The organism is Streptomyces sp. NPDC002467, from assembly GCF_042889825.1.
GTDB lineage: Bacteria > Actinomycetota > Actinomycetes > Streptomycetales > Streptomycetaceae > Streptomyces.
In genome coordinates this window covers 56,123-79,365 of record NZ_JBIARJ010000029.1, presented here as the reverse complement: position 1 = coordinate 79,365, position 23,243 = coordinate 56,123, and the positions used below count along the sequence as shown (strand labels likewise).

Annotated in this window: 23 protein-coding genes and 4 pseudogenes; 17 read left to right on the top strand and 10 right to left on the bottom strand. The window is 71.2% G+C overall.

Features of this window, described 5'->3' with window-relative positions:
* The first annotated feature begins 44 nt into the window (after window positions 1-44).
* Together ACFYYJ_RS38290 and ACFYYJ_RS38285 are read left to right on the top strand one after the other, a co-directional pair.
* Window positions 45-998 (top strand): cyclase family protein, encoded by a 954-nt coding sequence (locus ACFYYJ_RS38290; RefSeq protein WP_389139186.1) that lies wholly within the window; start codon window positions 45-47, stop codon window positions 996-998.
* A gap of 322 nt (window positions 999-1,320) precedes the next feature.
* Window positions 1,321-1,419: pseudogene (locus tag ACFYYJ_RS38285) on the top strand (aquaporin family protein); the annotation flags it as partial.
* Between the two features lie 181 nt (window positions 1,420-1,600).
* On the opposite strand, the pseudogene ACFYYJ_RS38280 reads toward ACFYYJ_RS38285, so the two are convergent.
* Window positions 1,601-1,844 (bottom strand): annotated as a pseudogene (locus tag ACFYYJ_RS38280) (ArsR/SmtB family transcription factor); the annotation flags it as partial.
* A 389-nt stretch (window positions 1,845-2,233) separates the two neighbouring features.
* Here ACFYYJ_RS38280 and ACFYYJ_RS38275 point away from each other — a divergent pair.
* On the top strand, window positions 2,234-2,593 hold the full coding sequence (locus ACFYYJ_RS38275) for a helix-turn-helix transcriptional regulator (protein ID WP_389139173.1): 360 nt from the start codon (window positions 2,234-2,236) through the stop codon (window positions 2,591-2,593).
* A 154-nt stretch (window positions 2,594-2,747) separates the two neighbouring features.
* Entirely contained in the window at window positions 2,748-3,095 is a 348-nt protein-coding gene (locus ACFYYJ_RS38270) for an STAS domain-containing protein (protein ID WP_385363826.1), read from the top strand.
* A 65-nt stretch (window positions 3,096-3,160) separates the two neighbouring features.
* Here the strand turns inward: ACFYYJ_RS38270 and ACFYYJ_RS38265 are convergent, their stop codons facing one another.
* Window positions 3,161-3,460, bottom strand: a complete 300-nt coding sequence (locus ACFYYJ_RS38265) for a hypothetical protein (RefSeq protein WP_385363827.1) — start codon at window positions 3,458-3,460, stop codon at window positions 3,161-3,163.
* 457 nt (window positions 3,461-3,917) lie between these two features.
* Entirely contained in the window at window positions 3,918-4,322 is a 405-nt protein-coding gene (locus ACFYYJ_RS38260) for a type II toxin-antitoxin system PemK/MazF family toxin (RefSeq protein ID WP_389139170.1), read from the bottom strand.
* 166 nt (window positions 4,323-4,488) lie between these two features.
* Here ACFYYJ_RS38260 and ACFYYJ_RS38255 point away from each other — a divergent pair.
* Window positions 4,489-5,302, top strand: a pseudogene (locus ACFYYJ_RS38255) (IS701 family transposase); the annotation flags it as partial.
* A gap of 179 nt (window positions 5,303-5,481) precedes the next feature.
* Window positions 5,482-5,811, top strand: coding sequence for a tyrosine-type recombinase/integrase (locus tag ACFYYJ_RS38250; RefSeq protein ID WP_389139183.1), 330 nt, complete (start codon window positions 5,482-5,484; stop codon window positions 5,809-5,811).
* Between the two features lie 126 nt (window positions 5,812-5,937).
* Here ACFYYJ_RS38250 and ACFYYJ_RS38245 read toward each other — a convergent pair whose 3' ends face one another.
* The 5 genes from ACFYYJ_RS38245 to ACFYYJ_RS38225 form a co-directional block, all read right to left on the bottom strand.
* Entirely contained in the window at window positions 5,938-7,002 is a 1,065-nt protein-coding gene (locus ACFYYJ_RS38245) for a 1-phosphofructokinase family hexose kinase (RefSeq protein ID WP_389139168.1), read from the bottom strand.
* 76 nt (window positions 7,003-7,078) lie between these two features.
* Complete coding sequence (locus ACFYYJ_RS38240) at window positions 7,079-7,498, bottom strand: CBS domain-containing protein (protein WP_385124508.1); 420 nt, start codon at window positions 7,496-7,498, stop codon at window positions 7,079-7,081.
* Between the two features lie 74 nt (window positions 7,499-7,572).
* On the bottom strand, window positions 7,573-8,226 hold the full coding sequence (locus ACFYYJ_RS38235; protein ID WP_389139166.1) for a CBS domain-containing protein: 654 nt from the start codon (window positions 8,224-8,226) through the stop codon (window positions 7,573-7,575).
* 10 nt (window positions 8,227-8,236) lie between these two features.
* Entirely contained in the window at window positions 8,237-8,707 is a 471-nt protein-coding gene (locus ACFYYJ_RS38230; protein WP_389139164.1) for a cyclic nucleotide-binding domain-containing protein, read from the bottom strand.
* A 95-nt stretch (window positions 8,708-8,802) separates the two neighbouring features.
* Window positions 8,803-10,221: an MBL fold metallo-hydrolase RNA specificity domain-containing protein gene (locus ACFYYJ_RS38225; RefSeq protein WP_389139162.1), complete on the bottom strand. Its 1,419-nt coding sequence runs from the start codon at window positions 10,219-10,221 to the stop codon at window positions 8,803-8,805.
* 176 nt (window positions 10,222-10,397) lie between these two features.
* Between ACFYYJ_RS38225 and ACFYYJ_RS38220 the strand changes: the two genes are divergently transcribed.
* The 8 genes and pseudogenes from ACFYYJ_RS38220 to ACFYYJ_RS38185 all read left to right on the top strand — a co-directional run bounded on the left by ACFYYJ_RS38220 (window position 10,398) and on the right by ACFYYJ_RS38185 (window position 17,575).
* The gene (locus tag ACFYYJ_RS38220; protein ID WP_389139160.1) at window positions 10,398-11,474 is read left to right on the top strand and encodes an alcohol dehydrogenase catalytic domain-containing protein; all 1,077 of its coding nucleotides are present in this window, start codon (window positions 10,398-10,400) and stop codon (window positions 11,472-11,474) included.
* A 5-nt stretch (window positions 11,475-11,479) separates the two neighbouring features.
* Window positions 11,480-12,166 carry a helix-turn-helix domain-containing protein gene (locus tag ACFYYJ_RS38215; RefSeq protein ID WP_385358638.1) on the top strand — a complete coding sequence of 229 codons (687 nt, stop codon included), beginning with the start codon at window positions 11,480-11,482 and terminating at the stop codon, window positions 12,164-12,166.
* A gap of 168 nt (window positions 12,167-12,334) precedes the next feature.
* A complete protein-coding gene (locus tag ACFYYJ_RS38210) occupies window positions 12,335-12,727 on the top strand; it encodes a PEP/pyruvate-binding domain-containing protein (protein ID WP_389139157.1) in 393 nt (130 codons plus the stop codon).
* 78 nt (window positions 12,728-12,805) lie between these two features.
* Window positions 12,806-13,378: pseudogene (locus ACFYYJ_RS38205) on the top strand (PEP-utilizing enzyme); the annotation flags it as partial.
* A 37-nt stretch (window positions 13,379-13,415) separates the two neighbouring features.
* Window positions 13,416-13,742, top strand: a complete 327-nt coding sequence (locus ACFYYJ_RS38200; protein WP_389139181.1) for a putative PEP-binding protein — start codon at window positions 13,416-13,418, stop codon at window positions 13,740-13,742.
* Between the two features lie 44 nt (window positions 13,743-13,786).
* Window positions 13,787-14,284, top strand: coding sequence for a flavodoxin domain-containing protein (locus tag ACFYYJ_RS38195; protein ID WP_385124520.1), 498 nt, complete (start codon window positions 13,787-13,789; stop codon window positions 14,282-14,284).
* Window positions 14,285-14,577: 293 nt separating this feature from the next.
* Window positions 14,578-14,916, top strand: a complete 339-nt coding sequence (locus tag ACFYYJ_RS38190; RefSeq protein WP_389139155.1) for a hypothetical protein — start codon at window positions 14,578-14,580, stop codon at window positions 14,914-14,916.
* On the top strand, window positions 14,909-17,575 hold the full coding sequence (locus tag ACFYYJ_RS38185) for a cation-translocating P-type ATPase (RefSeq protein WP_389139153.1): 2,667 nt from the start codon (window positions 14,909-14,911) through the stop codon (window positions 17,573-17,575). The genes ACFYYJ_RS38190 and ACFYYJ_RS38185 overlap by 8 nt, the downstream gene beginning before the upstream one ends.
* A 595-nt stretch (window positions 17,576-18,170) precedes the next feature.
* Here the strand turns inward: ACFYYJ_RS38185 and ACFYYJ_RS38180 are convergent.
* The gene (locus ACFYYJ_RS38180; RefSeq protein WP_389139151.1) at window positions 18,171-19,601 is read right to left on the bottom strand and encodes a sensor histidine kinase; all 1,431 of its coding nucleotides are present in this window, start codon (window positions 19,599-19,601) and stop codon (window positions 18,171-18,173) included.
* Window positions 19,598-20,332, bottom strand: coding sequence for a response regulator transcription factor (locus ACFYYJ_RS38175; protein ID WP_389139149.1), 735 nt, complete (start codon window positions 20,330-20,332; stop codon window positions 19,598-19,600). The genes ACFYYJ_RS38180 and ACFYYJ_RS38175 overlap by 4 nt, the downstream gene beginning before the upstream one ends.
* A gap of 197 nt (window positions 20,333-20,529) precedes the next feature.
* Here ACFYYJ_RS38175 and ACFYYJ_RS38170 point away from each other — a divergent pair, with 197 nt between their 5' ends.
* Genes ACFYYJ_RS38170 through ACFYYJ_RS38160 form a run of 3 tightly spaced genes read left to right on the top strand, consistent with a single transcriptional unit; the run spans window position 20,530 to window position 23,154 of the window.
* A complete protein-coding gene (locus ACFYYJ_RS38170; protein WP_389139147.1) occupies window positions 20,530-21,891 on the top strand; it encodes a ferric reductase-like transmembrane domain-containing protein in 1,362 nt (453 codons plus the stop codon).
* An 11-nt stretch (window positions 21,892-21,902) separates the two neighbouring features.
* Window positions 21,903-22,361: an FMN-binding protein gene (locus tag ACFYYJ_RS38165; protein WP_389139144.1), complete on the top strand. Its 459-nt coding sequence runs from the start codon at window positions 21,903-21,905 to the stop codon at window positions 22,359-22,361.
* Complete coding sequence (locus ACFYYJ_RS38160; protein ID WP_389139142.1) at window positions 22,354-23,154, top strand: FAD:protein FMN transferase; 801 nt, start codon at window positions 22,354-22,356, stop codon at window positions 23,152-23,154. Before ACFYYJ_RS38165 ends, ACFYYJ_RS38160 begins: the two co-directional genes overlap by 8 nt.
* Window positions 23,155-23,243: the final 89 nt, after the last annotated feature.

The following is a 23,243-nucleotide window of genomic DNA, read 5'->3' as shown; positions in this document are numbered from 1 at the left end:
ACCACCCTCGACCGGGCGCTCGACGAGCAGATGGAACGCTGACCATGCCCGCGCACGCCCCCGCGGCGGGAGCGCCGCGGCTGACCGCGGCCGAGTTCGCCGAGCTCTACGCCCGCGTCCGCCGCCCGCCCGGTGCCGCCCCCGGCGACCCGCGGCGCGGCGCCCTCGAGGACCTCACCCCACACCGCGTGCGGGCGGCGGCTGCCGAGGTGCGCTCCGGCCGGACGGTGACGATGGCGGCGCGGGTCGAGACGGAGCGGGGGCCCGACGACACCGAGCCCTGCGAGCACGTCATGACCGGCGCCGTACGGGGCGGGATCGAGTCCACCGGGCTCCAGTTCGCCAGGGACCGCTTCACGATGAACGTCCACGGGGACGCCGACAGCCATCTCGACGCCCTGTGCCACGTGATCTACGACGGCACCCTGTACGGGGGCGTGGACGCGAACAGCGTCACGCCGGACGGGGCCACGGCCCTGACCGTCGAGGCGGTCCGCGACGGGATCGTCGGCCGCGGCGTGCTGCTGGACATCCCGCGGCTGCGCGGGGTGCCGTGGCTCGAACCGGGCGACCACGTGACCCTGGACGACCTCACCGCGGCGGAACGCGCCCAGCGGGTCCGGGTCGGCGAGGGCGACCTCCTCTTCGTCCGGGTCGGCCACCGCCGGCGCCGCGCCGAGCTCGGTGCGTGGCACGCGGCGGAGCTGCGTGCCGGCCTCCACCCGTACGCGGTGGAGTTCCTGCGGGACCGGCGGGTCGCGGTGCTGGGGAGCGACGGGAACCACGACACCGCTCCGAGCTGCACCGAGGGCATCGACTTCCCCGTGCACGTGCTGGCGATCCACTCCATGGGCCTCCACCTCCTGGACTACCTGCAGTTCGAGGACCTCGTGGAGGTCTGCGAGGTGGAGGGGCGCTGGTCGTTCCTCTGCGTCATCGCCCCGCTCAGGCTGCCCGACGCCACGGGCTCGCCGGTCAATCCGATCGCCGTCTTCTGAGGCCGGTCCGGCCGACCTGACCAGGTGAGGGAGCTCGTGGGAGCAGCGTCGCCGATGTCGCCCGTCGTAGTCGTCATGGGTGTCTCGGGAGCGCCGGGCGTCGTGTTCGTCCACCTCGTGCTCGACCGCACCCGCGCCGAACGGCGGGTCGCCGGCCGCCGGGGCCATTTCATGCCCGCCCCGCTGGTGGACTCCCAGTACACCGCCCTCGAACCGCTGCGGCCCGACGAGCCCGGTGTGACCCTGGACGCGACGGCCGACCTGCAGAGCGTCGTCGACGAGGCAGCGCGGGCGATGGTGAAGAGGACCTTGATGGGCACCTCTCGGGCTGCAGCTGCCGGCCAACTCCACCCCCACCGTCTTCGGCCTCGGCGTCCTGACCGCCCTCCTCGGCCCTGCCTCCGGCGCACACTTCACCCCCCGCTGTGACGCTGGCCGGCTCGAGGGCGACGAAGCGGTGGCCGGGCAGCTCGGCCTTGTCGAACGCGGCCCACTCGGGGGCGGAGGCTTCGAAGGCGGCGTTGCCCTCGTCGATCCCCGCCTGGCAGATGCCCAGCACCTGCTCGGCATGCTCTGGGAGGAGTCCTCGATCCGCATTCCGGTCACGCGGCCTTCGCAGCGCCCGCCAGCAGCGCGCCCATGGCAGCGAGTACGGACGGCTCGACCCGGTAGGAGGCCCACGTGCCGCGGCATTCGGAGGGCAGCAACCCGGCCTCCTTCAGCCTCTTGAAGTGGTGGGAGACGGTGGGCTGGGAGAGGCCGGGGTCGGAGATGTCGCATACGCACGCCTCGCCGTCCTCATGCGGAGGCGACGGCGGAGAACAGGCTCAGGCGGACCAGGTCGCCAGGCCAAGCGCCGTCCCGGTGTCGGGGCCGGCCGGAGGTGTCGAGGGCTCCGCCGAGACCGACCAGGCAGGCACGTCCGGGCGGTGGCCGGCGGCCAGGATCAACGAATCCGGCCTCGTGGTGGTGCCGTCGGTCCAGCGGCTGCAGAGCAGCGCGCCATGACCTACCCTCCGAGTGCTCTTTGACCTCGAAGCGGTGCGGTTAGTGAGGGTGTATCCCTGACCTGCGAGCCTCGTGACTCGGCCCCGCCGGAGGCGGGGTCCGAGTGCTTCTGTGACGGTGCGACGACGGTGATGCGGTTGGTGACCGGGTGCCCCCGTTGAGGGGTGCCGCAAGATTTTGGGTTCCGGTCTGGCGAAACCAGAATCGCAAATCGTATAATTTCGGACATGGAGCCGGTGGAGCCTCGGAGCAGCTGGACGTTCGTCACGAACCACGCCCGGATCCTCGCCATGATCCTTCGTGATCCGGAGGTCCGGCTGCGCGATCTGGCCGAGAGTTGCCTGCTCACGGAACGGGCGGCCCAGGCCATCGTCGGTGATCTCGAGCGCGCGGGATACCTCACCCGGGGACGCCACGGCCGCCGCAACCACTACGAGGTCACGCCCAGGACGCTCTTCCGCCACCCGGCCGAGGGGCACCACGAGATCGCGAGCCTCCTGAACCTGTTGGTCGACCTCGATCCACCGGGCCGAGGCGCAGCACCCCCCGACGGCGGTGATCACGGTGAGCGCGACCCACGCTCCTGACCGGGCTCACCCTGCCGTTGCCCTTTCAAGGCCTTCTTTCCCCGCGTTTGGGGGTTGTGAAGGGAGCAAGGCCATGACTTCGACTGCCTCTCCGGACGGCCTCCCCGCTGCCGTGGAACCTCTCAGCGTCCCCCTCCGCCCTCCCCTTGTCGCCGTGGTGTTCGAACCGGGCCCGGACCGGGTGCTGGCCCGCGTCCGCGGCGAGATCGACATGGACGACGCCAAGAGCGTGCACCGGGACCTCACCGTGGCTCTGGAGTCCAGCCGCGACGGCCTGGACATCGACATGTCCGCAGTCACCTTCTGCGACAGTTCGGGCCTTGATGTCCTTCTCGACCTGAACCGGATGGCCCTTGAGGCCGGGAAATCCATCGTGGTGACCGCTCCCAGCCGCCCCGTCGACCGTGTGCTGCGCCTGACCGGGGCCGACGGCGTACTCACCGTCCGTGGCCGACCCGCGCCGAAGGCCTCTCCACCCGGGACCGGCCTGAACCTGCCTTGACCCGGTCAGTGGCCGCCGCCGGCTTCCCAGCGGCGCTGGTGGCGGCTGCCGGGGTCGGGTGTCAGTCAGGCTCCGTTCTCCCGCACTGACGCGATGCCCGCCCGTACCGTTTCCAGCAGGGCTTCCAGGCCCTTCGCCTGCTGCCATTCCTCGGCCGAGTGGTGCCACGTGTGCTGCGTGGCCGGGGCCTCGGGCGGACCGGCGACGATCTCGACGGTCCGCTTCCCCTTCGCGTCGGGGTCGCTGACCCGCAGGTCCATGTTCCGGATGTGGAACCGCTTCGGATGGCTGCCGAAGACCTCCAGGATCCGGCCGTCAAACGTGTAGAACTCCCTGCCTGCCCTGGCCGTGATCTCGTCGGTCATGGGGGGACGCTACACGTGGGGACCTGTGGCTGTCAGGCTCCGTCCGCCGGCAGGTCCATCACTGCTCCTGCCGCCGTACGGGCCCGCGGCGGGGGTCGAGCGCAGGAGCCCCGATCGAGACCCCCTGGAGCAACTGGAGAATCATCAGGGGCCAGAGGACGTCGGCCCGCCTCGACGCCCAGATCTCCCGCCCGTCCGGCGGAATCACGTACGGCATTGTGGTCGCGCGCTCTACGGGCCGGACTCAAGCGATGGCCCGAAGGCGCTCGTTGGCACGGGAATTTGAGGAACTGGGCACCACCTTCGCCTGATCCTTGTTCTGGCCAATGAGGCGCCCAATACGACAGCCGTAGATTCGTGATCTCGGTGGTGAGGGCCGCCGAGGCGGCAGGCGGCCAGCGTCGATCATCTCGCCCGAGATCGCCCACGCCGTCGCGGACGTCGGTTCTTTCTCCGTCTACCCGAGTTCACCGAGACGGAGGGCATCCCTTATCCCGCTGAGCTTCGCGGTCGTGGTCGGGGTCTGCTCCTGCGCTTGTTCAGCGAGTCGGAGTGCGTCGTCAATCTCGGTGAGCTTCACGGAGGACAGGACGGCCGCCCGCTCTATCAGGTCGTCCCGCGACACGGTGGTCAGCCACGTGCACGGGGTGAAGCCCGGACGCGGGAACGCGAGCCGCAGCACGCCTTCGAACGGCAGTCCTTCACCGGCGCCGACCGTTACTTCGATGCCCAGACCGCTGATGTCGACGCCCGCCGGAGCGACGACCTGCATCACCCGGATCCCGGACGCGTCGTCTCCCGACAGCAGTACGACCAACCTCCGCTCGTCGAACTGGACCCACCAGACTTCGCCACGTTGCACAAGTCCTCCAGACACATGACGGCAGGCAGACGCTGCGCGACCCCGACGCGCTGTGGAGACGGGCGCGGCCACCGTTGGTCATCGGTGTGTGAAGACTGAAGATCACGCGGCGGCCGCAGGCCACAGCGTAGACCCTGCCCGTCGGCAGGAGGCGTTCGAGGGCCTGATGGCCCGGATCGCGGGCCGGTTCGCACGGGTCGAACCCCGACATCGGGTCGGGCGGTTGGTGCTCGGGCTGCCGTCGGACCTGCCGCGCAAAAACTGCTGGACCATCGAGAGCGGGCCGGGGAGAGCCCCCCGGACGGCATGCAACACCTGCTCGGGCGGGCCAAGTGGGACGCCGACCAGGTCCGCGACGACGCGCGGGCCTACGTGGTGGAGCATCTGCGGGACGACCAGGCGGCTCTGGTAGTCGACGAGACCGGCAACGTGAAGAAGGGCACCGACACCGTCGGTGTCCAGCGCCAGTACACCGGCACCGCGGGCAGGATCGAGAACGCGCAGGTCGCCGTCTATCTCCTCTACCCCGGCCGCCGCGGACACGCCGCGGTAGACCGGGAACTGTACGTTCCGCGTTCCTGCACCTCGGACCCCGACCGCTGCCGGGCCGCCGGACTCGGTGGCACGATCGAATTCGCGACCGAACCGCAGCTTGCCGCCCGCATGGTCACCCGATTCCTGGACGCCGGCCACCGGGCCGCCTGGCTCGCGGGAGACGAGGTCTACGGCGGCAACCCGACGCCATGCGCCGCGCTGGAAGAACGCGGCACCGGCTACGTCCTCGCGGTTAGCTGCTCGGACGAAGTCATCTTGGGCACCTTCCTGGCCAGCGTGTCCGCGCGGAACTTCCCGGCCACCGCTTCTGCGACTGGGCCGTCATCGACTTCACCGACTCCTGGCCCGGGAGCCGGCAATTGCTGATCCGCCGCAACCGCAGCACCGGCGAACTCGCCTACTACCGCCGCTACTCGCCGGCCGCCGCAGAAGGCGATCACGAAGGGGCGGGGTCGGGCCCACTGCATCCGGCACCTCAAGTGGCGTGACCTGGACGAGGGCCGGGCGGTCCCGCTGCCGTCCAGCATCGCGGCCAAAGTGCAGGAGCACGTCCGGTTGTACGGGACGTTCCATGTCGGAGAGGCGCTGAGCCGGCTTCCGGGCGATCTCCAATGTCCGGCGCACCAACGTCCTGATGTACTCGCTCGTCGACCGCCTGTGGCGCAAGGCCGAGCAGGACGCAGCGATCACAAGATCGGTCACCCCGCACGGGCTGGGCCACTTCTTCGCCTCGGCCCGACTGTCCAAGGGCGTTCGTGTGACGGACTTGGCCGAGTGGCTCGGGCACCGGGATCCGCGCATCACCCACGAGACATACGCGCATGTAATGCCGGACGCCCCGGGGCGGCTGCGGGCACTCATGGATTCGGTCTTCACGGGCGAGACCGAGCTGAGCCTTCCGCTCGAGTTCGAGGCCGTGTCCCAAGCGGCCTGACGCCCCGTCCCCCGACCGCGATGCGGCCGGGCCGGCCCCGGCCGGCCGCGTCGCCGGACGGCAGGAGGGGGATCCGATCTGGGCCTGGAATGACCCAGTTCCGAAGCGGGTGCGGCGCGATGCCCCTCAGGCGGCGGCGGTCCTCACCAGCGGGCGCAGAGACCATGCCACGTCCACGTCGAAGGGTTCGGTGCTGGGGGTGAGCATCGCTGCGGCGGCCGTCGCCACCCCCAGGGCGCAGGCGCTGACAGGATCCTCGCCGGAGGCCAACTGTGTCGTGAGGGCAGCAACCATGCTGTCTCCTGCCCCTGCATCGCTCAAGGGCTCGCCGGGCAGCGGCGGCGCATAGAGTTTGGTGTGGCCGTGGCGGGTCGAGCACAGTGCGCCCAGCCCTCCGAGGGTGGTGACGGCGATCTCGGCGGCCCCCGTGGTGAGCAGGTGCTCGTTGAGGGCGCGGGCGTCGTCGAAGCCGCTCATGGCCTTCCCTGTGAGGCTCTCGGCCTCTGTCCGGTTGCACCTGAACAGGAACACGCCCTCCGTGAGCGCCGCCCGAAGAGCAGGCCCGGAGGTGTCCAGCACCAGCCTGGATCCGGCTTCCTTGACATGGCGGGCGACGGCCGCGTAGTAGTCGTCGGGCAAGCCGCCGGGCAGACTGCCGCTGGCCACGACGTACGGGCAACTGCCGGCGAACCGCTCCAGCACCTCCAGGCATCTCTGTCCCTCGCGTTCGTCCAGTCGCGGGCCAGGTGGCACGATGTGGTAGCTGCGACGCGATTCGGCCTCGAACAGCACGAGGGCTTCGCGGGTGTCGTCGTCGATGGCGACGGCGACGTGGTCGATGCCCTCTTCGTCCAGCAGCCGGTTGAGGCGCAGGCCGACCTCGCCTCCCGCGGTGTGGACGGCGGTGGCCCGTCCTCCGAACCTCACCACGTGACGTGCGACGTTGATCCCTCCGCCCCCGACGGCCACCGACCTGACCCGCGCACGGTTCTTCCCGATGCCTTCCAGGTGTTCGACCTCCCAGCAGAGATCGATTGCGGGATTCATCGTCAAGGTGACGACCGCCCGACTGACGGTAGTCCCAGATCCCCCTGCGCCGTCGGCCGTCGCGGCGGTGGGGTTCGGCGTCGCGGTCGTGCTCATCTCGGTGCCCTGGTAGTCGCGCCGGCAGGTGGCGAGCGCGGCATCCACTTCCTCAAGTCCATCGCGTCGAGTGCCTCGCGCGGCCAGACCGCGCAGGTCGCGCCCCGCGAGGTCGGGAAACGTCCTAAGAAGATGCGCAGATCTGTTCGACGAACTGTCCCACCCGTTCCTCCGGTAGATGCCGGGCCAGGTCGGCCTCGCTGATCATGCCGACGAGGCGGTGGTCGTCGATGACGGGCACCCGGCGGATGCGATGGTGCTCCATGGTGCTCAGGACTTGCATGCTGTCGGCGTTGACGTCAACGGTGACCGGCTTCCCTTGGGCGAGCTGCCCAGCCGTCATGTGATGCGGGTCCTTGCCCTTTGCCAGGCACTTCACCACGATGTCGCGGTCGGTGATGATGCCGTGCAGCCGGTCGTCCGGGCCGCATATGGGCAGGGCTCCGACATCGAGCTCGCCCATGCGCCGGGCGGCGTCCATCAGGGTTTCGCTCTCCTGCACGCAACTGGCACCCGCGTGCATGATGTCCCGTGCGGTGGTCATCGCGTAACTCCTCTCAGACCCCTTGTCGAAATTCTGACGCCGGGAACTCGCCCGGTCGAACGGGAGGGCGGAGTTCATGCTGCGGTGCGCGCTTCCAGTCGGCACCGGACGTCGACGACGCCCTCGACGGCCCGGGCGAGTCGTTCGGCCATGGGAATCAGATGGTCGTCCCGCACGCTGCCCGTGAGGGTGGCGATCCCTTGCGTGACCGTGACCGTGACCCCGCCCCGGGAGACGGGGAACAGGCGCTCGATGACGCTCCGGCGGATCTCATCGGTGAGCTCTTCGTCGGTGCGGAGGAAGACCTTGAGGAGGTCGGCGCGGCTGACGATGCCCTTGAGGGTGCCGTCGGCGTCGACGACCGGGAGGCGCTTGATGCGTCGGTCGGTCATGATGCGAGCTGCCTGGGGCAGGGTGGCGTTGGGGCGGATCGTGACGGCGGGGCTGGTCATCAGGTTCTCGGCGCTGGTGGAGCCGGCCTTGGCGGTGTCGCCGAGGCGACGCATCTGCTCGATCAGGCCCGGACCGTGCTCGTGGAACTCCTCCTTGGGCAGCAGGTCGGCCTCGGAAACCACTCCGACGACGTGGCCCTCGCCTTCGACGACGGGGAGGGCCGTCACCTTCCACCGCTTCATCGCGGCGGCGATGTCCTTGAAGCCGGTCGTGGGCGTGACGGCGATGACCTTGGTGGTCATGACGTCGGCGACGGTGTAGGGGGTGGAAGTCATGGCGGAGTCCTCAGCGTGCGTAGGAGAGCGGGGTTCCGCTGCCGTGGGGTGCGAACAGGTCGAGGAGCCGGGTACGGGCGGGGTCGAGCCGGTCGGCGATGACCGCCGCCACGGCGACGGAGACGGAGCGGCCGACAGCCGAGTCCTCCGTGCAGAGCTCCCGTACGGCCACGTCGTCGAACTCCAGAGCGCGAACCTCGTGGGAGGCGGTGGCGCCGAGGCGCCGGCTGTAGGGCGGGACCATCCAGGACCGTCCGAGGAGTTCGCCGTAGCCGAGCGTGTCGATGACAGCGTCCTTGTGGCAGGGGATGTGCGTGCCGAGGTCCACGGTGCCGGACAGGATGATCCAGAACTTCTCGGCCCGCCGGCGCTCCTTGAAGATGCGGTTGCCGGCCGGGAAGGTCACCTGGTGGGAGTGGGCGAGCAGGGCCTCGCGGGCTTCCGGTGCCATCGCTTCGAGGACGGTGTGCATGGTGCTCATGGAGTGCCTCCAACCCTTCGCATCCACCCTGCTCGGTGGGCCACCGTGTCCGGGAGGGCCGCGCGGTGCACACCGCAGGGACCGTCCGGCCCCGCTCAGCGGACCAGGACGGCCTCTCCGGACTTGGGTACGACGGCCGTCCAGCCCAGCTCGTGGTCGATACGGTCCCGCAGGGTTTCGGAGGCGGTCTCCTCGCCGTGGACGAGGTAGGTGGTGTGCGGGGCCGGGGCGGCGCGGAGCCAGTCGATGATCTGGTCGGCGTCGGCGTGCGCGGAGAAGTGCGGTACGTCGGCGACCTCGGCGCGTACGGGGACGTATTCGCCGAACATCTTGAGCGTGCGGGCGCCGTCCACGAGGTCGCGGGAGCGCGTGCCGGCGGCCGCGAAGCCGACGATCACCACGGCGTTGCGGGGGTCCGGCAGGATTCGGTGGAGGTGGTGCAGGACGCGGCCTCCGGTGGCCATGCCCGCGGAGGACACGATGATGGCGGGCCCGGTGGTGTTGTTGATGTCGATGGATTCCTGGACGGTGCGGGCGGCCAGGAAGGGTTCCGGGCTGATCGCGGCCTCGCCCTGGGCGAGGATGTCGGGGCGTATTTCGGGGGAGTGAGCGCGCAGGGCGTCGCGGTAGACGTTCAGAGCGGCCAGGGCCATCGGGCTGTCCACGTAGACGGGGACGTGGCGGGGCAGCGTGCCGTCGGTGCGCAGGGCGGTGAGTTCGTGCAGGACGACCTCGGTCCGGTCGATCGCGAAGGCCGGGATGACGACCGTGCCACCCCGTGCCAGGGCGCGGGTGATCGCCGAGGCGAACTCCCGGCGGGCGCTTTCGTGGTCGTGGCGGCGGTTTCCGTAGGTGGACTCCATCAGCAGGACGTCCGCGCCGTCGAAGGGCTCGGGCGGCCGCAGGAGCGGGTGGCCGGGGCGGCCGAGGTCGCCGCTGACGGCGAGGGTGCGGCCGTCCTCCAGGGTCAGATGGGCCCAGGCCGAGCCGAGGATGTGGCCGCCGTGGTGCAGCTTCAGCCTCGTGCCGGCCATGATCTCGATCTCGCTGCCCATGGGTACGGGGTCGAAGAACTTCACCGTGTGGTCGACGTCGTCATCGTCGTAGAGGGGCTTGGCGGGGCTGTGCTTGGACCAGCCGCGCCGGTTGGCGTGTTCGGCGGTCTCCATCTGAAGGCGGGCGCTGTCGCGGAGCACGATCTCGGCGAGGCGGGCAGTGGCCGCGCTGGTCAGGATCGGGCCTCGGAAGCCGTGCCGGACCAGGCGCGGCAAGTAGCCGCAGTGGTCGAGATGGGCGTGGGTCACGACGACGGCACGGATGTCGTGGGCGTCGCAGGGCAGCTTGTCCCAGTTGCGGCGACGCAGGTCCGCGACACCCTGGAAGAGCCCGCAGTCGACGAGGACCCGGGCGTGGTCGCTCTCGATCAGGAACTTGCTGCCGGTGACCGTTCGAACACCGCCGAGGAACCTCAGCAGGGCGGGACGGGTGGAGAGTGACGGGGCCGACTGGGACATGGCAGCGACCCTCCTTCGCCAGACGGGTGCCGGATTCCACCGTCGCAGCTGCCAGGACACGGAGGGGAGACCCGACCGGTCCCCTCGGTAGGGGCCGACCGGCCCAAGCGAGGAGAAGCTGCAGGGGCGCAGCCTGACAGTGACCCCACCCCTCGCAGCACAGAGAGGTCGCAGTCATGAAGGCACTCGTCTTCCACGGGCCCGGACGGACCTCCTGGCAGGACGTTCCGGACCCCGCGATCGAGGACGCCGCGGACGCGGTCGTCCGGGTCGACGCCGTCACCATCTGCGGCACCGACCTGCACATCGTCAAGGGCGACGTCCCGGAGGTCACACCGGGTCGGGTGCTCGGCCACGAGGCCGTCGGCACCGTCGTCGAGGCCGGTGGCGACGTCCGCACCGTCCGCCCGGGCGACCGGGTCCTGATCTCCTGCATCTCGGCGTGCGGCCGCTGCCGCTTCTGCCGCGAGGCCCGCTACGGGCAGTGCCGCGGAGGCGGCGGCTGGGTGCTCGGCCACACCATCGACGGCACCCAGGCCGAGTACGTCCGCGTCCCCTTCGCCGACCTCTCCGTCCATCCGCTGCCCAGCGCACTGGCCGGTCACGAGGCGGTCCTGCTCGCGGACATCTTCCCCACCTCCTACGAGGTAGGCGTCCTCAACGGCAACGTCCGCCCCGGAGACACCGTCGTCGTGGTCGGCGCCGGGCCCATCGGACTCGCCGCCATCGCCACCGCACAGCTCTACAGCCCTGGTCGGATCGTCGCCGTCGACCTCGCCGCGTCCCGGCTCGCGGCCGCGCGCGCCCTCGGCGCCGATGCGACCGCGAGCGCTGACGAGGACCCCGAGCGGCTGGTGGAGGACCTCACCGACGGGCTCGGCGCGGACGTGGTCATCGAGGCCGTCGGGGTGCCCGAGGCGTTCGAGCTGTGCACCCGGATGGTCCGCCCGGGCGGCCGGGTAGCCAACATCGGCGTCCACGGCAAGCCCGCGACCCTCCACCTCGAAGACCTGTGGATCAAGGACGTCACCCTCACCACCGGCCTCGTCGACACCCACTCGACCCCCATGCTGATGCGGATGACGGCCGCCGGCCGGCTGCCCGGATCCGCGCTGGTCACCCACCGCTTCGAACTGGACCAGATGGAAGAGGCGTACGACGTCTTCGCCCGAGCCGGCGAGACGGGCGCGCTCAAGGTCGTCCTCGGAGGCCCGCAGCACGACACGGTCGCCGTACCGCCCCAGGAGCAGTGATCACCGTGAAGAACACACCGAGCACCCGATCCCAACCGTCCGGCGAGACGACCGGACGCACCGACCTCGGCCGCCGCATCGCGGCCCGCCGTATCGCCCTCGGTATGAGCCGTGAGGAACTGGGCCGGCGGTGCGGGGCCGACGGCAACTACATCGTCTACCTGGAGGAGCACGCGGCCGCCCCGGCCATCGGCACCCTCGTCCGCGTCGCCGACGAGCTCGGGGTCACGGTCGACGACCTGACCGGGGCAAGCACCGGCAAGGTCCCGGGCCGCTCCACCGCCCGCCGCGCCCCCGCACTCGTGGCCTTGGACGAAGGCGAATGCCGAAGGCTGCTGGGCACGCACGGAGTCGGGCGCATCGCCGTCTTCACTCCGGAAGGCCCAGCGGTTCTCCCGGTCAACTACCTGACCGCGGGCCGCGACATCGCGTTCCGTACCGCCGCGGAGGCTCTCGCGGCCAGAGCTGCAGGCACAGAGGTCGCCTTCGAGATCGACAACATCGACGACGTCACCGCCGGCGGTTGGAGCGTCCTGGCAGTGGGCGAACTCGAAGCCGTCACGGCCCCACAGGAGGTCCAGCATCTGACGGCGACAGCCCGATCCCACCCCTGGGCCGGCGGCCCGCGCACCCACTGGATGAAGATAGCCCCCGTCCGCCTCACCGGCCGTCGCATCATCCACGAGCCATGAACGAGCTTCCAGCGGGGACTTCGCAGCCCGATCCAGGATGCGCAACTGTGCACGCGGCCGCGGCCCGCAAGGACCAGACCTTCTCCGAGGCGCTGCATACCAGAAAGGGGTTGACGCCCTCGACGATGTCCTGCCCACGCCCCGGCGGCTGCGGGAGAGGGACACGCGGTGTGCCAGATCGTCCTGAACCCCGTGATCGACGTGCGGATCGGCGCCAAGCGCCGCAAGGCCGTCTACGCGGAGCACGGGCTGACCGACACCGTCGACGCCACGCGTGACGAGCGGGACCGGCGCGTCCTGACCGATGCCGAGGTGCGCCGGCTCGCCGAGTGGGCCGTTGCCGTCGAGGACCACTACGGCTGCCCGATGGACCTGGAGTGGGCGAAGGACGGCGTCACCGGAGACCTGGCGATCGTGCAGGCGCGGCCCGAGACGGTGCAGTCCCGGCGACGCACCACGACCCTGCGGCGCTGCCGCCTGACCGGCGCCCCCGGCGATGCCCTGGTCGAGGCCATCGCGGTGGGCGAGGCCATCGGCTCGGGTGCCGTGTGCCGGATGTAAACGCCGGTGGACCTGGAACGCTTCCCGGCCGGAGCCGTGCTCGGCACCTCGATCACCGACCCGGACTGGGAGCCGGTCATGAAGCGCGCCGCGGCCATCGTCACCGACCACGGCGGCCGCACCTCGCACGCCGCCATAGTCAGCCGGGAACTCGGCGTGCCGGCGGTCGTCGGTACCGGGAACGCCACCGAGCTGCTGCGCGACGGCGCCGACGTCACCATCTCGTGCACCGAAGGCAGCCGGGGCAGGGTCTACGCGGGGCGGCTCCCGTACGAGGAGAAGGAGACGGACCTGTCCGCCCTGCCCGCCACCCGCACCCGGGTGATGCTGAACCTCGCCGACCCGTCCGCCGCCTTCCGCTGGTGGCGGCTGCCGGCGGACGGGGTGGGCCTGGCCCGCGTGGAGTTTATCGTCGCCCACCAGGTCAAGGTCCACCCCATGGCACTGCTGCACCCCGAGCGCCTGGACGCATCAGACCGCTGCACCGTCGACCAGCTCACCGAGGGCCCCCTCGACCGCGGCAGGTACTTCACCGACCGCCTCGCGTACGGGATCGCCCGGATCGCCGCCTCCCGCCGGCCCGACCCGGTCGTCGTCCGCACCAGCGACTTCAAGACCAACGAGTACGCCAAGCTCCTCGGCGGCCGCCCCTTCGAACCGGTGGAGGCCAACCCGATGATCGGATGGCGTGGCGCCAGCCGCTACTACAGCGACGGCTACCGCGAAGGTGTTCGACGAGAACGATCCGGCCGTGACCACCCTGATCCGGATCCTGCTCCTGCGGGTCCAGGCGCCGGGCCGTCCCGTCGGCCTGTGCGGGCAGCGTCCGAGCGACGACCCCGAGTACGCCGCCTTCCTCGTCCGTGCCGGGATCGACTCGATCTCCGCGGCCCCCGACGGCTTCGCCGCCGTCCAACAGCACATCGCCGTCGCCGAGGAGAGCCGCCAGGGGGAGGACCGAATGGTCCCCGCAGGGAGCCGTCCGGCCCAAGCGGACCGGCCGTCGGCTGCGTGACAGTGGCATCAGCCCCCCCAGCACGGCAGCAAGGAGTACTCGTCATGAGCACCAAGCGAGTCCTGGTCGCCTACGGCACCAAGCACGGCGCCACCGCAGGCATCGCCGAACAGATCGGCAAGACCCTCCGCGAGGACGGTCTCGACGCCGTCGTGCTGCCCGCCGACCACGTCCACGACGTCCGCGCCTACGACGCCGTCGTCCTCGGCGGCTCCCTCTACGCCGGCCACTGGAGCACCAAGGCCAAGCACTGCGCCGAACGCAACGCCGACTCCCTGCGGCACCGTCCGGTGTGGATGTTCAGCAGCGGCCCGCTCGACCGCTCCGCCGAGGACCGCGACGTCCCTCCCGTCGCCGCCGTCGCCCGGCAGATGCAGCTCCTCGGGGCGCGCGAACACATGACCTTCGGCGGCAGCATCACCGCCCGCACCCCGGGCTTCCTCGCCAAGACCCTGACCCGCCAGGGCAAGGGCGGCGACTTCCGCAACCCCGAGCGGATCAAGAAGTGGGCCCACCACATCAGCGCCGAGCTCGCCGCCTGAGCCGGCGGGCAGGCACCTACCTCTCGGAGGCGGCCATGCACCACCGCCCGCCGGCACCAGGAGCAAACCCGCTCCGTCGTGACGCCGACCGCACCCGCACCCGTCTCCGCGCCGCCTTCGCACTGGCCTGCCTGGTCGCCGTGATCTGCGGCGTCGCAGTCGGCCGAACCGCTTGGACGGACGCCGGCCGCGACGCGGCGGAGACCGCACGGCACCGCCACTCCGTCACGGCCGTGACGGTCGGTGAAACCACGTACCAGGCAGGGACAGGTCCGAGCACACACTCCGTGACCGTGGCTCGCGCCACCTGGCGGGATCCCGCACGCCGCGTCCACACGGGAACCGTTCCCGTGCCGGCGGCGACCCGGAGAGGAGACGCCGTCAGCCTCTGGACCGACGACCACGGCAACGCGGCGACCGCCCCGCCCGGCACGCCCGACATCGCTCTGAACGCCATCGGTTTCGGCACCGGAGCCTTCGTCGGGATCGCACTCGCAGCGGGCGGTGTGCTCTATGCACGCCTGCGCCTCGTCAACGCACGGAGCGCACAGGAGTGGGAGCGCGAGTGGGAGAGCGTCGAGCCCGCGTGGTCCGGCCGCCTGCGCCCCGGGCAGGGAGCAGGCGATGACTGAGACGGCTGCCGGCCAGGACCTGACACCGGATGCCGCGCCCGACCCGCTGGAGCCCCTTCCCCTGCTCCGCCGCGAACTGCACACCGGCCCACTGGGCCTGTCGAGCCGGGAGGCGGAACGCAGGCTGGCCGTATACGGACCGAACGAGGTCCGCCGCACCGCCCGCACGAGCATCCTGCGGGAACTCCTGAGGCAGCTGGTCCACCCTCTGGCCCTGTTGCTCTGGGCTGCGGCCGCCCTGGCTTTCTTCGCCGACATCGACGTGCTCGGATGGGCCATCGTCGCCGTCGTCCTCGTCAACGCCGCATTCGCCCTCGTACAGGAACAGCAGGCGGAGAAGGCCGTCGAGACGCTGGCCCGCTACCTCCCCGCGCAGGCCCACGTGATCCGCGACGGACAGCCCCAGCAGGTCCCCGCGCGCGATCTCGTACCCGGCGATCTCCTGGTACTCGACGAAGGCGACCGGGTACCGGCCGACGCCCGCCTGACCGAGGGCGGTATCGAAGCGGACCTGTCCATGCTGACGGGGGAGTCCACTCCCGTCGAGCGTCTCGCCGGACCCGGCCTCGAAGACGTCTCGCTCCTCCAGGAACCCAACCTCGTCTTCAGCGGCACCACCGCCACCGAGGGCCAGGCGCAGGCCATCGTCTTCGCCACCGGCGACCACACCGAGCTGGGCCGGATCGCCGCGCTCAGCCAGCGCACCCGCCGCGAGCCCAGCCCGCTGGAAACACAGGTCAAGAAGGTCGCCTGGCTGATCACCGCAGTCGCAGTCGCCCTGGGGGCCGTGTTCCTGGTGGCGGGCGTCGCCGTGGGGCTGCCGCTCACCGACTCCCTGATGTTCGCCATCGGCCTGCTCGTGGCCAACGTTCCCGAAGGGCTGTTGCCCACCATCACCCTCGCCCTCGCGGTCGGCGTACGCGTCCTCGCCCGGCAAGGAGCGGTCATCAAGCGGCTGAGCGCCGTGGAGACCCTCGGCTGCACCAACGTCATCTGCACCGACAAGACCGGCACCCTCACCCGCAACCAGATGCACCTCCACTCCGTGTGGACGCCGCAGGACAGCTCGACGACCGGACCCGGAGCGGCGGCTCTCGTCCGCGATGCCGCCCTGTGCACCACCGTCGCCCGCGAGAACGACGGCACTCTGCTCGGCGATCCGACCGAGATCGCCCTGGTGGAGGGGGCTGCGGAACACGCCGTGCCCATCGACCTGGCCGACCGGGACGCCGACCGCAGCGCCCTCTTCCGCTTCGACCCGCGCCTGCGCCGCATGTCGGTGATCCAGACCACTGCGGACGGCCGATCCTCCGTCATCGTCAAGGGCGCCCCGGAAGCCGTCATACCGCTCCTTGCGACGGGTGAGCCGGCTCAGGAGGCCCAGGGCGCCGCCGAGGACCTGGCGAAGGACGGGATACGAGTGCTGGCCGTCGCGGTCCGCGCATGGCCACCCGGTGTCGAACCGCCTGCACAGCGCCAACGGGCCGAGCAGGGGCTCCACCTCCTGGGTCTGGTCGGCCTGTACGACCCGCCGCGCCCGGAAGTCGCGGCCGCGGTGCGGCGCTGCCATGAGGCGGGCCTGACCATCCACGTCGTCACCGGCGACAACGGGGCCACGGCTGCCGCCGTGGCCCGTTCCGTCGGTATCGGAGTGCCGAGCCTGCAGGTGGTCGCGCAGTCCGAGGCGGTCGACGACCACCAGCTGGACCACATCCTCCGGCAGGAGGGCACGGAGGTCGTCTTCGCCCGTTCCTCGCCCGAGACGAAGCTGAAGGTGGCCGACGCCCTGCGCGCGCACGGGCAGATCGTGGCCATGACCGGCGACGGAGTGAACGACGCGCCCGCCCTGCACCGTGCCCACATCGGAGTGGCCATGGGGCGCTCGGGGACGGACGTGGCCCGTGAGGCGTCGACCATGGTCCTGACCGACGACAACTTCGCCACCATCGTCACGGCCATCGAGTCCGGGCGCCGCGTCTACGACAACGTCCGCAAGTTCATCGTCTACATCTTCGCCCACCTCACTCCCGAGGTCGTTCCGTTCGTCGTCTTCGCACTCTCCGCCGGGACCGTCCCCCTCCCGCTGACCGTCCTGCAGATCCTCGCCATCGACCTCGGCACCGAGACCCTTCCCGCACTCGCGCTGGGCCGTGAGCGCGCCGAACCGGGAGTCATGGCCAGGCCGCCCCGGCCCAGTTCCCAAGGCGTGATCAACAAGGACATGCTCGTCCGCAGCTGGGGCTGGCTCGGCTCCGTCTCCGCCGTCCTCGTCATGACCGGCTTCTTCTACGTCCTGTGGCGAGCCGGATGGCAACCCGGCGATGACACCGGCCCCGGAACCCCGCTGCACCACGCCTACCTGACCGCGACCACCGCGACCTTCGCCGGCATCGTCACCTGCCAGGTCGGCACGGCCGTTGCCGCTCGGACCGACCACGCGGCCCTCCGCGACATCGGCTTCTTCACCAACCCGCTCCTGCTCGCCGGCATCGCCTTCGAACTGGCCTTCACCGCGGCACTCGTGTACGCCCCGCCGCTCCAGCACCTCTTCGGCACCGCGGCCCTCCCGCCGGACGTCGTCCTCCTCATCGCCGCATTTCCGCCGCTGGTCTGGGGAACGGACGAGATCCGCCGCTGGGCCCGGCGCCGCCGCTGCTGAACCCATGGAGGAACACCATGTCGACCGACAAGGACGTCCCCGAGATCGGCGACGAACTCGCCGCCGCTCGCCCGGGCACTGGAGAACCTGGCAGCACAGCTCAAGCGCATCGCGTACGGGGACGTGACCGGCGCCGGAGCCGCCCCCGAACGCGGCTCCCTGAAGCCCTACGGCGGCTGGATGGACGGTGAAGTCGTCCAGTGACGGAGGCCGGAGCGGGCGAACCCCCTACGTCGCCTCCGACGCCTTCGGGCGATCAGGAGGGTTCCGCGGGGCATGCCCAGACTGGACGTGTGAGTGGCCGCCCTGCGATCGAGCTGACCGGCAGCCCTGGTGCTCGCGGCGCTCGCCCTCAACGCGACGGCCACCCTCACGGCCGCGGCCGCAGGAATCACGGGGCTGGGGTTCGCCCTGTGCCTGATCGGGCCGGCGATGGCCGTGTCGGCGGCGGGACGACGACGGGCCCTTGCGCGAATACGCGACACATGGACATGCGCCTTGCCGATCCCGTGGCCGGAGGCGCTTCCACGCACTCTGTCCGAGGACGCCAGTCCGCTTGCCGGCCTGGTGCATCGGCGGCGGCCGGGCCAGGCGCTCAGCCGGGGAGGGTGAGGCGGAAGACGGTGTGTCCGGGCCTGCTGGTGACGGTTGCGGTTCCACCGTGGGCGGTGAGGACGGCGTGGACGATGGCGAGACCGAGCCCGGTGCTGCCGGTGCTGCGGGAGCGGGCGTGGTCACCACGGACGAAGCGTCCGAAGACCTCGGACTGCAGGCCTTCGGGGATACCTGGTCCGTTGTCGCTCACCTCGATGCGGACCCCGGTCCGATCGGTGGTGAGAGTGATGGTCACTTCGCTGCCGGGCGGGGTGTGGGTCCGGGCGTTGGCGAGGAGGTTGCCGATGGCCTGCTGGAGACGGTGGGCGTCGCCGGTGACGGTCACGGGTTCTTCCGGGAGGTCAAGGATCCAGCGGTGGCCGGGGCCTGCCGCGCGGGCGTCGTCCGTCGCGTTCAGGATCAGCAGGGTCACATCGACCGGCTCGTGTTCGAGGGGGCGTCCGGCGTCCAGGCGCGCGAGAAGCAGCAGGTCGTCGACGAGGCGCGTCATGCGCCGGGACTCGCCGCCGATGCGTTCGAGGGCGTGACGGACTTCGGCCGGCACGGGGCCTTGGTGCCGCAGGGCGAGTTCGGCGTGACCGCGGATGTTGGCGACGGGAGTGCGCAGTTCGTGGCTGGCATCCGCGGCGAAATGACGCAGCCGCTCCTCACTCGCCTGGCGTCGGGTGAGAGCGTCCCCGACGTGGCCGAGCATGCGGTTGAGTGCCGTGCCGACCTGGCCGACCTCGGTTCGGGGGTCGGCGTCGGGCAGCGGTCCCGGCATTGCCACCTCACCACTCGCCAGCGGTAGCCTCGCGACCTCCGCGGCCCGGGCCGTGACCTGCTGGAGGGGGCGCAGGGAGATCCGTACCCACAGGGCTCCGGCGATGCCGGTGGCCACCAGGGCGGCGCCGAACAGCGCTGCTTCGACCGCTTCGAGGCGGTGGAGGGTCTCCTCCACCGGGTGCAGCGGGAGTCCGGTGACGAGGACGTCCTGGTCGTCGCCCTCGACGGCCGTGACGCGGTACCTGCCCAGGGCGGAGAGACGGACGCTGTGCCCGTGTCCGTCAGCGGGGACCGCCGCCAGGGTGCGCCGGTCCCCGGCGGTGAGCCGGAGGGAGCGGTCGGCAGCCCGGTCGACGACGGCGGCCTGGGTGACCGTTCCGTTCAGGAGGCGGGCGCCGAAGGTCGCCTCGGCCTGGCCCCGGGTGTCGGGGCGGTTGTCGGCGTCGGGCGTGGCCTCGTGTTCCAGGCTGGCGGCGAAGCGGCCTCCGGAGGCGGCGAGCTGTTCGTCCAGACGGTCCATGAGGAAGCCGCGCAGGGCGAGGGCGGTGGTGATGCCGACGGCGAGGCAGGCGAGGGCGAGCAGGGCGACGAGCCCGGCGGTGAGCTGGCCGCGCAGGGTCCGGGGTATGGGAACCGGGCGCCTCACGGGGTGTCCGGCTTGAGTACGTATCCGACACCGCGCACGGTGTGGATCATGGGGCTGCGTCCGGCGTCGACCTTCTTGCGCAGGTAGCTGATGTAGAGCTCGACCACATGGGCACGGCCGCCGAAGTCGTAGGCCCAGACCCGGTCGAGGATCTGGGCCTTGGACAGGACCCGGCGCGGGTTGCGCATGAGGAAGCGCAGGAGTTCGAATTCGGTCCGGGACAGCTCGACGACGGCCCCGCCGCGTCTGACCTCCCTCGCCTCCTCGTCCATGGTGAGGTCCCCGACGGTGAGCACGCTCGCACCCGGCCCGGCGGTCATGCCGGCACGCCGGAGCAGCCCGCGCAGCCGGGCCAGTACTTCTTCCAGGCTGTAGGGCTTGGTGACGTAGTCGTCGCCGCCCGCGGTGATCCCGGCGATGCGGTCCTCGACCGCGTCACGGGCGGTCAGGAACAGCACGCACAGGCGGGGCTTCTCACGCCGCAGCCCGCGTAGGACCTGGAGGCCGTCGAGATCGGGCAGCATCCAGTCCAGGACCACAGCGTCGGGCCGGAAGGCGCGAGCCGTCGCGAGCGCGGTCGCGCCGTCGGCGGCGGTGCGCACCTGCCAGCCCTCGCCGGTCATGACCCCGGCCAGCACGTCGGTGACGTCGGGTTCGTCGTCGACGACGAGGATCCGCACGGGCTCCCCGTCGGGGCGGTGCAGGGGCGGAGTGGTGCGAGGCTCGTTCATGGTCCCTTCAGGATCCCCCGGCCAGGGCCGGGGCAGGGCGCGCCGAGTCTTTGAATTTCCTCTGAATCCGCGCTGAGCGGGTCCGGCGGGGCCCTTTCAGAAGGAACTCAAAGGTTGGGCTGTGAGGCTGGCCGCCGATCGCTGCTCGCCGGCCGCTGATCGCCAATCGCCGGAGCACGTGCCCACCCGGAGGAGCCATGACCACCACGTTCAGCGGGACCCGCGCCATCCGCGGGTCCCGCCGCCGGCGCCCGTATCGCCATGCCGTGCCCTTCCTGGCCCAGCTGGCGATCTGGGCGGGAGGCGCGGGTGTGCTCGCCCTGTGGTGGATCGACACGACCTCCGTCGTCGGTCCGGCGGGCTGGCTCACGGGGGCGGGACGCATCACCGGACTCCTGGCGGGCTACGCCTGCGCGGTCCTGCTGGCCCTCATGGCCCGCGTGCCGCTCCTGGACCACACCGTCGGCACGGACCGGCTCGCCCGCTGGCACGCCTGGGGCGGCCGCTGCACCGTGTCCCTGGCCCTCGCCCACACCCTGCTGATCATCTGGGGGTACTCACTGACCTCGCACGCGAACGTGGTGGGCCAGACCGCCACGCTCGTCCTGCACTACCCCGACCTCCTGAAGGGCACGGCCGGGTTCCTGCTGTTCCTGGCCACCGGAGTCCTCTCGGCCCGCGCGGCCCGCCGCAGGCTGAGTTACGAGACCTGGCACCACCTGCACTTCGTCACCTACCTGGCGGTCTTCCTCGCCTTCGGCCACCAGCTCTCCAACGGCGCGGACTTCGTCGGAAACCGCGCCGCGCAGGCGGCCTGGTACGCGCTCTTCCTCGGCGTCGCCGCACTGCTCGCCTGGTACCGGTTCGCCGTCCCTCTGCGGCGCGGACTGCGCCACCGCCTGCGCGTCGCGGCGGTCCGCCCCGAGGCGCCCGGTGTGGTCTCCGTCCACCTCACCGGGGAGCACCTGGAGGAACTGGGAGGGCTGCCGGGCCAATTCCTGCGGTGGCGCTTCCTGACCCCTGGCCTGCGGTGGAGCGCCAACCCCTACTCCCTCTCCGCCCCCGCACACCCGAACCACCTGCGCATCACGGTCAAGGCCGCCGGCGGCCACAGCGCCGCGCTCGCCCACCTGGCACCCGGTACGCGGGTCTGGGCCGAGGGACCGTACGGCGGCTTCACCACGCACCGACGCACCGCCCCCAAGGTCCTGCTCCTGGCGGGCGGCGTCGGCATCACCCCCTTGCGCACGCTCTTCGAGACACTGCCGGGCCAGGTCACCCTCGTCTACCGGGCCCGCCGCCCGGAAGACCTCGCCCTGCGCGGTGAACTCGACGCGATAGCCGCCCACCGCCGCGCCACCGTGCACTACGTCGTCGACGAACCGGCCGCACATTCCTCGCCCCTCACCGCGCCGGGCCTGACCGCCCTGGTGCCGGACCTGGCCGCGCACGACGTCTACCTCTGCGGCCCGCCCGGCATGGCATCCGCCGCGACCGAGGCCCTGCGCGAAGCAGGCGTCCCGGCGCGGCGCATCCACCACGAGTCGTTCACGTTCTGAGGAGGACCACCGTGCGCCGAGCCGTGCTCGCCACCACCGGGATCAGCACCGTCGTCGTCTCACTGCTGGCCCTCAAACCCCACCAGTCTCCGGCCCTCGTCGGCATGCCGCCCCGTTCACCCACCGCTTCCCCCTCACCACGCACCCCCGGGACCTCCAGCCCCGGGACCTCCGACCCCGGTGCGTCCACCACGACGGGCACGTTCACCGGGGACCCCATCGACACCCGCTACGGAACCGTGCAGGTCGCGGCCCACCTCAGCCATGGAAAGATCATCTCGGTCACCGTCCTCCGAGCCCCCGATCGACGCGGCCGCGACCGGCAGATCTCCTCCTACGCCCTGCCCCGCCTCACCCAGGAAGCGATCGGAGCCCAGAGCGCGCACATCGACGCCGTCTCCGGAGCCAGCTACACCAGCCGGGGCTACGTCGAATCCCTGCAGAGCGCCCTGGACCGGGCCCATGCCTGACACCGCACGCGGCGTTCGCCACGTCGAACACGTCATGGGCACCGTCTTCTCCTTCGACATACGCGACCGGCCGACCCCCGCCATCCGCCGCGCCCTCGCCGAAGCCGTACGGCAACTCCACGAGATCGACGCCGTGTTCTCCACGTACCGGCCCGACAGCCACATCAGCCGCCTCGATCGCGGCGAGATCCACCTCGGCGACTGCCCACCAGAGGTCCACGAGGTCATGTCGCTCTGCGCCCAGGCCGCCCACGTCACCGACGGCTGGTTCAGCGTCATCCCCGCGGGCACCCTCGACCCCTCGGGACTCGTCAAGGGCTGGGCCACCGAAGCCGCATCGCGTCTCCTCCATGAAGCCGGCGCACACCACACCTGCGTCAACGGCGGCGGCGACCTCCGGATCCGCGGCCAGTCAGGCCCCGGCACCCCCTGGCGCATCGGCATCGCCCATCCGCTGCACCCCGGCAGGCTGGCCACCGTCATCACCGCCGACCACGACCTGGCCGTCGCCACCTCCGGCACCGCCGAACGCGGTGCCCACATCATCGACCCGCACACCGGCACCCCCGTCACCGCGTTCGCCTCCCTCACCCTGGTCGGACCCGCACTGACCCTGACCGACACGTACGCCACCGCCGCGTTCGCCAGAGGCGACGGCGCACGGGACTGGGTGGAAACGCTCGACGGCTACGAAGCCCTCGCGATCCTGCCCGACGGCCAGGAATGGCGCACATCAGGGTTCCGCCGATATGGGTCATGCGACGGGGCGGTTCGTCCGGCAGCCGGTCTGTGACGACCACAGTCGGCGGGGCAGCACGCCGTCCCTCTCCGACGGGCTGGACGAAGGGGGCAGGACTCCTTCCCGCCCGCCCCTCGTCCAGA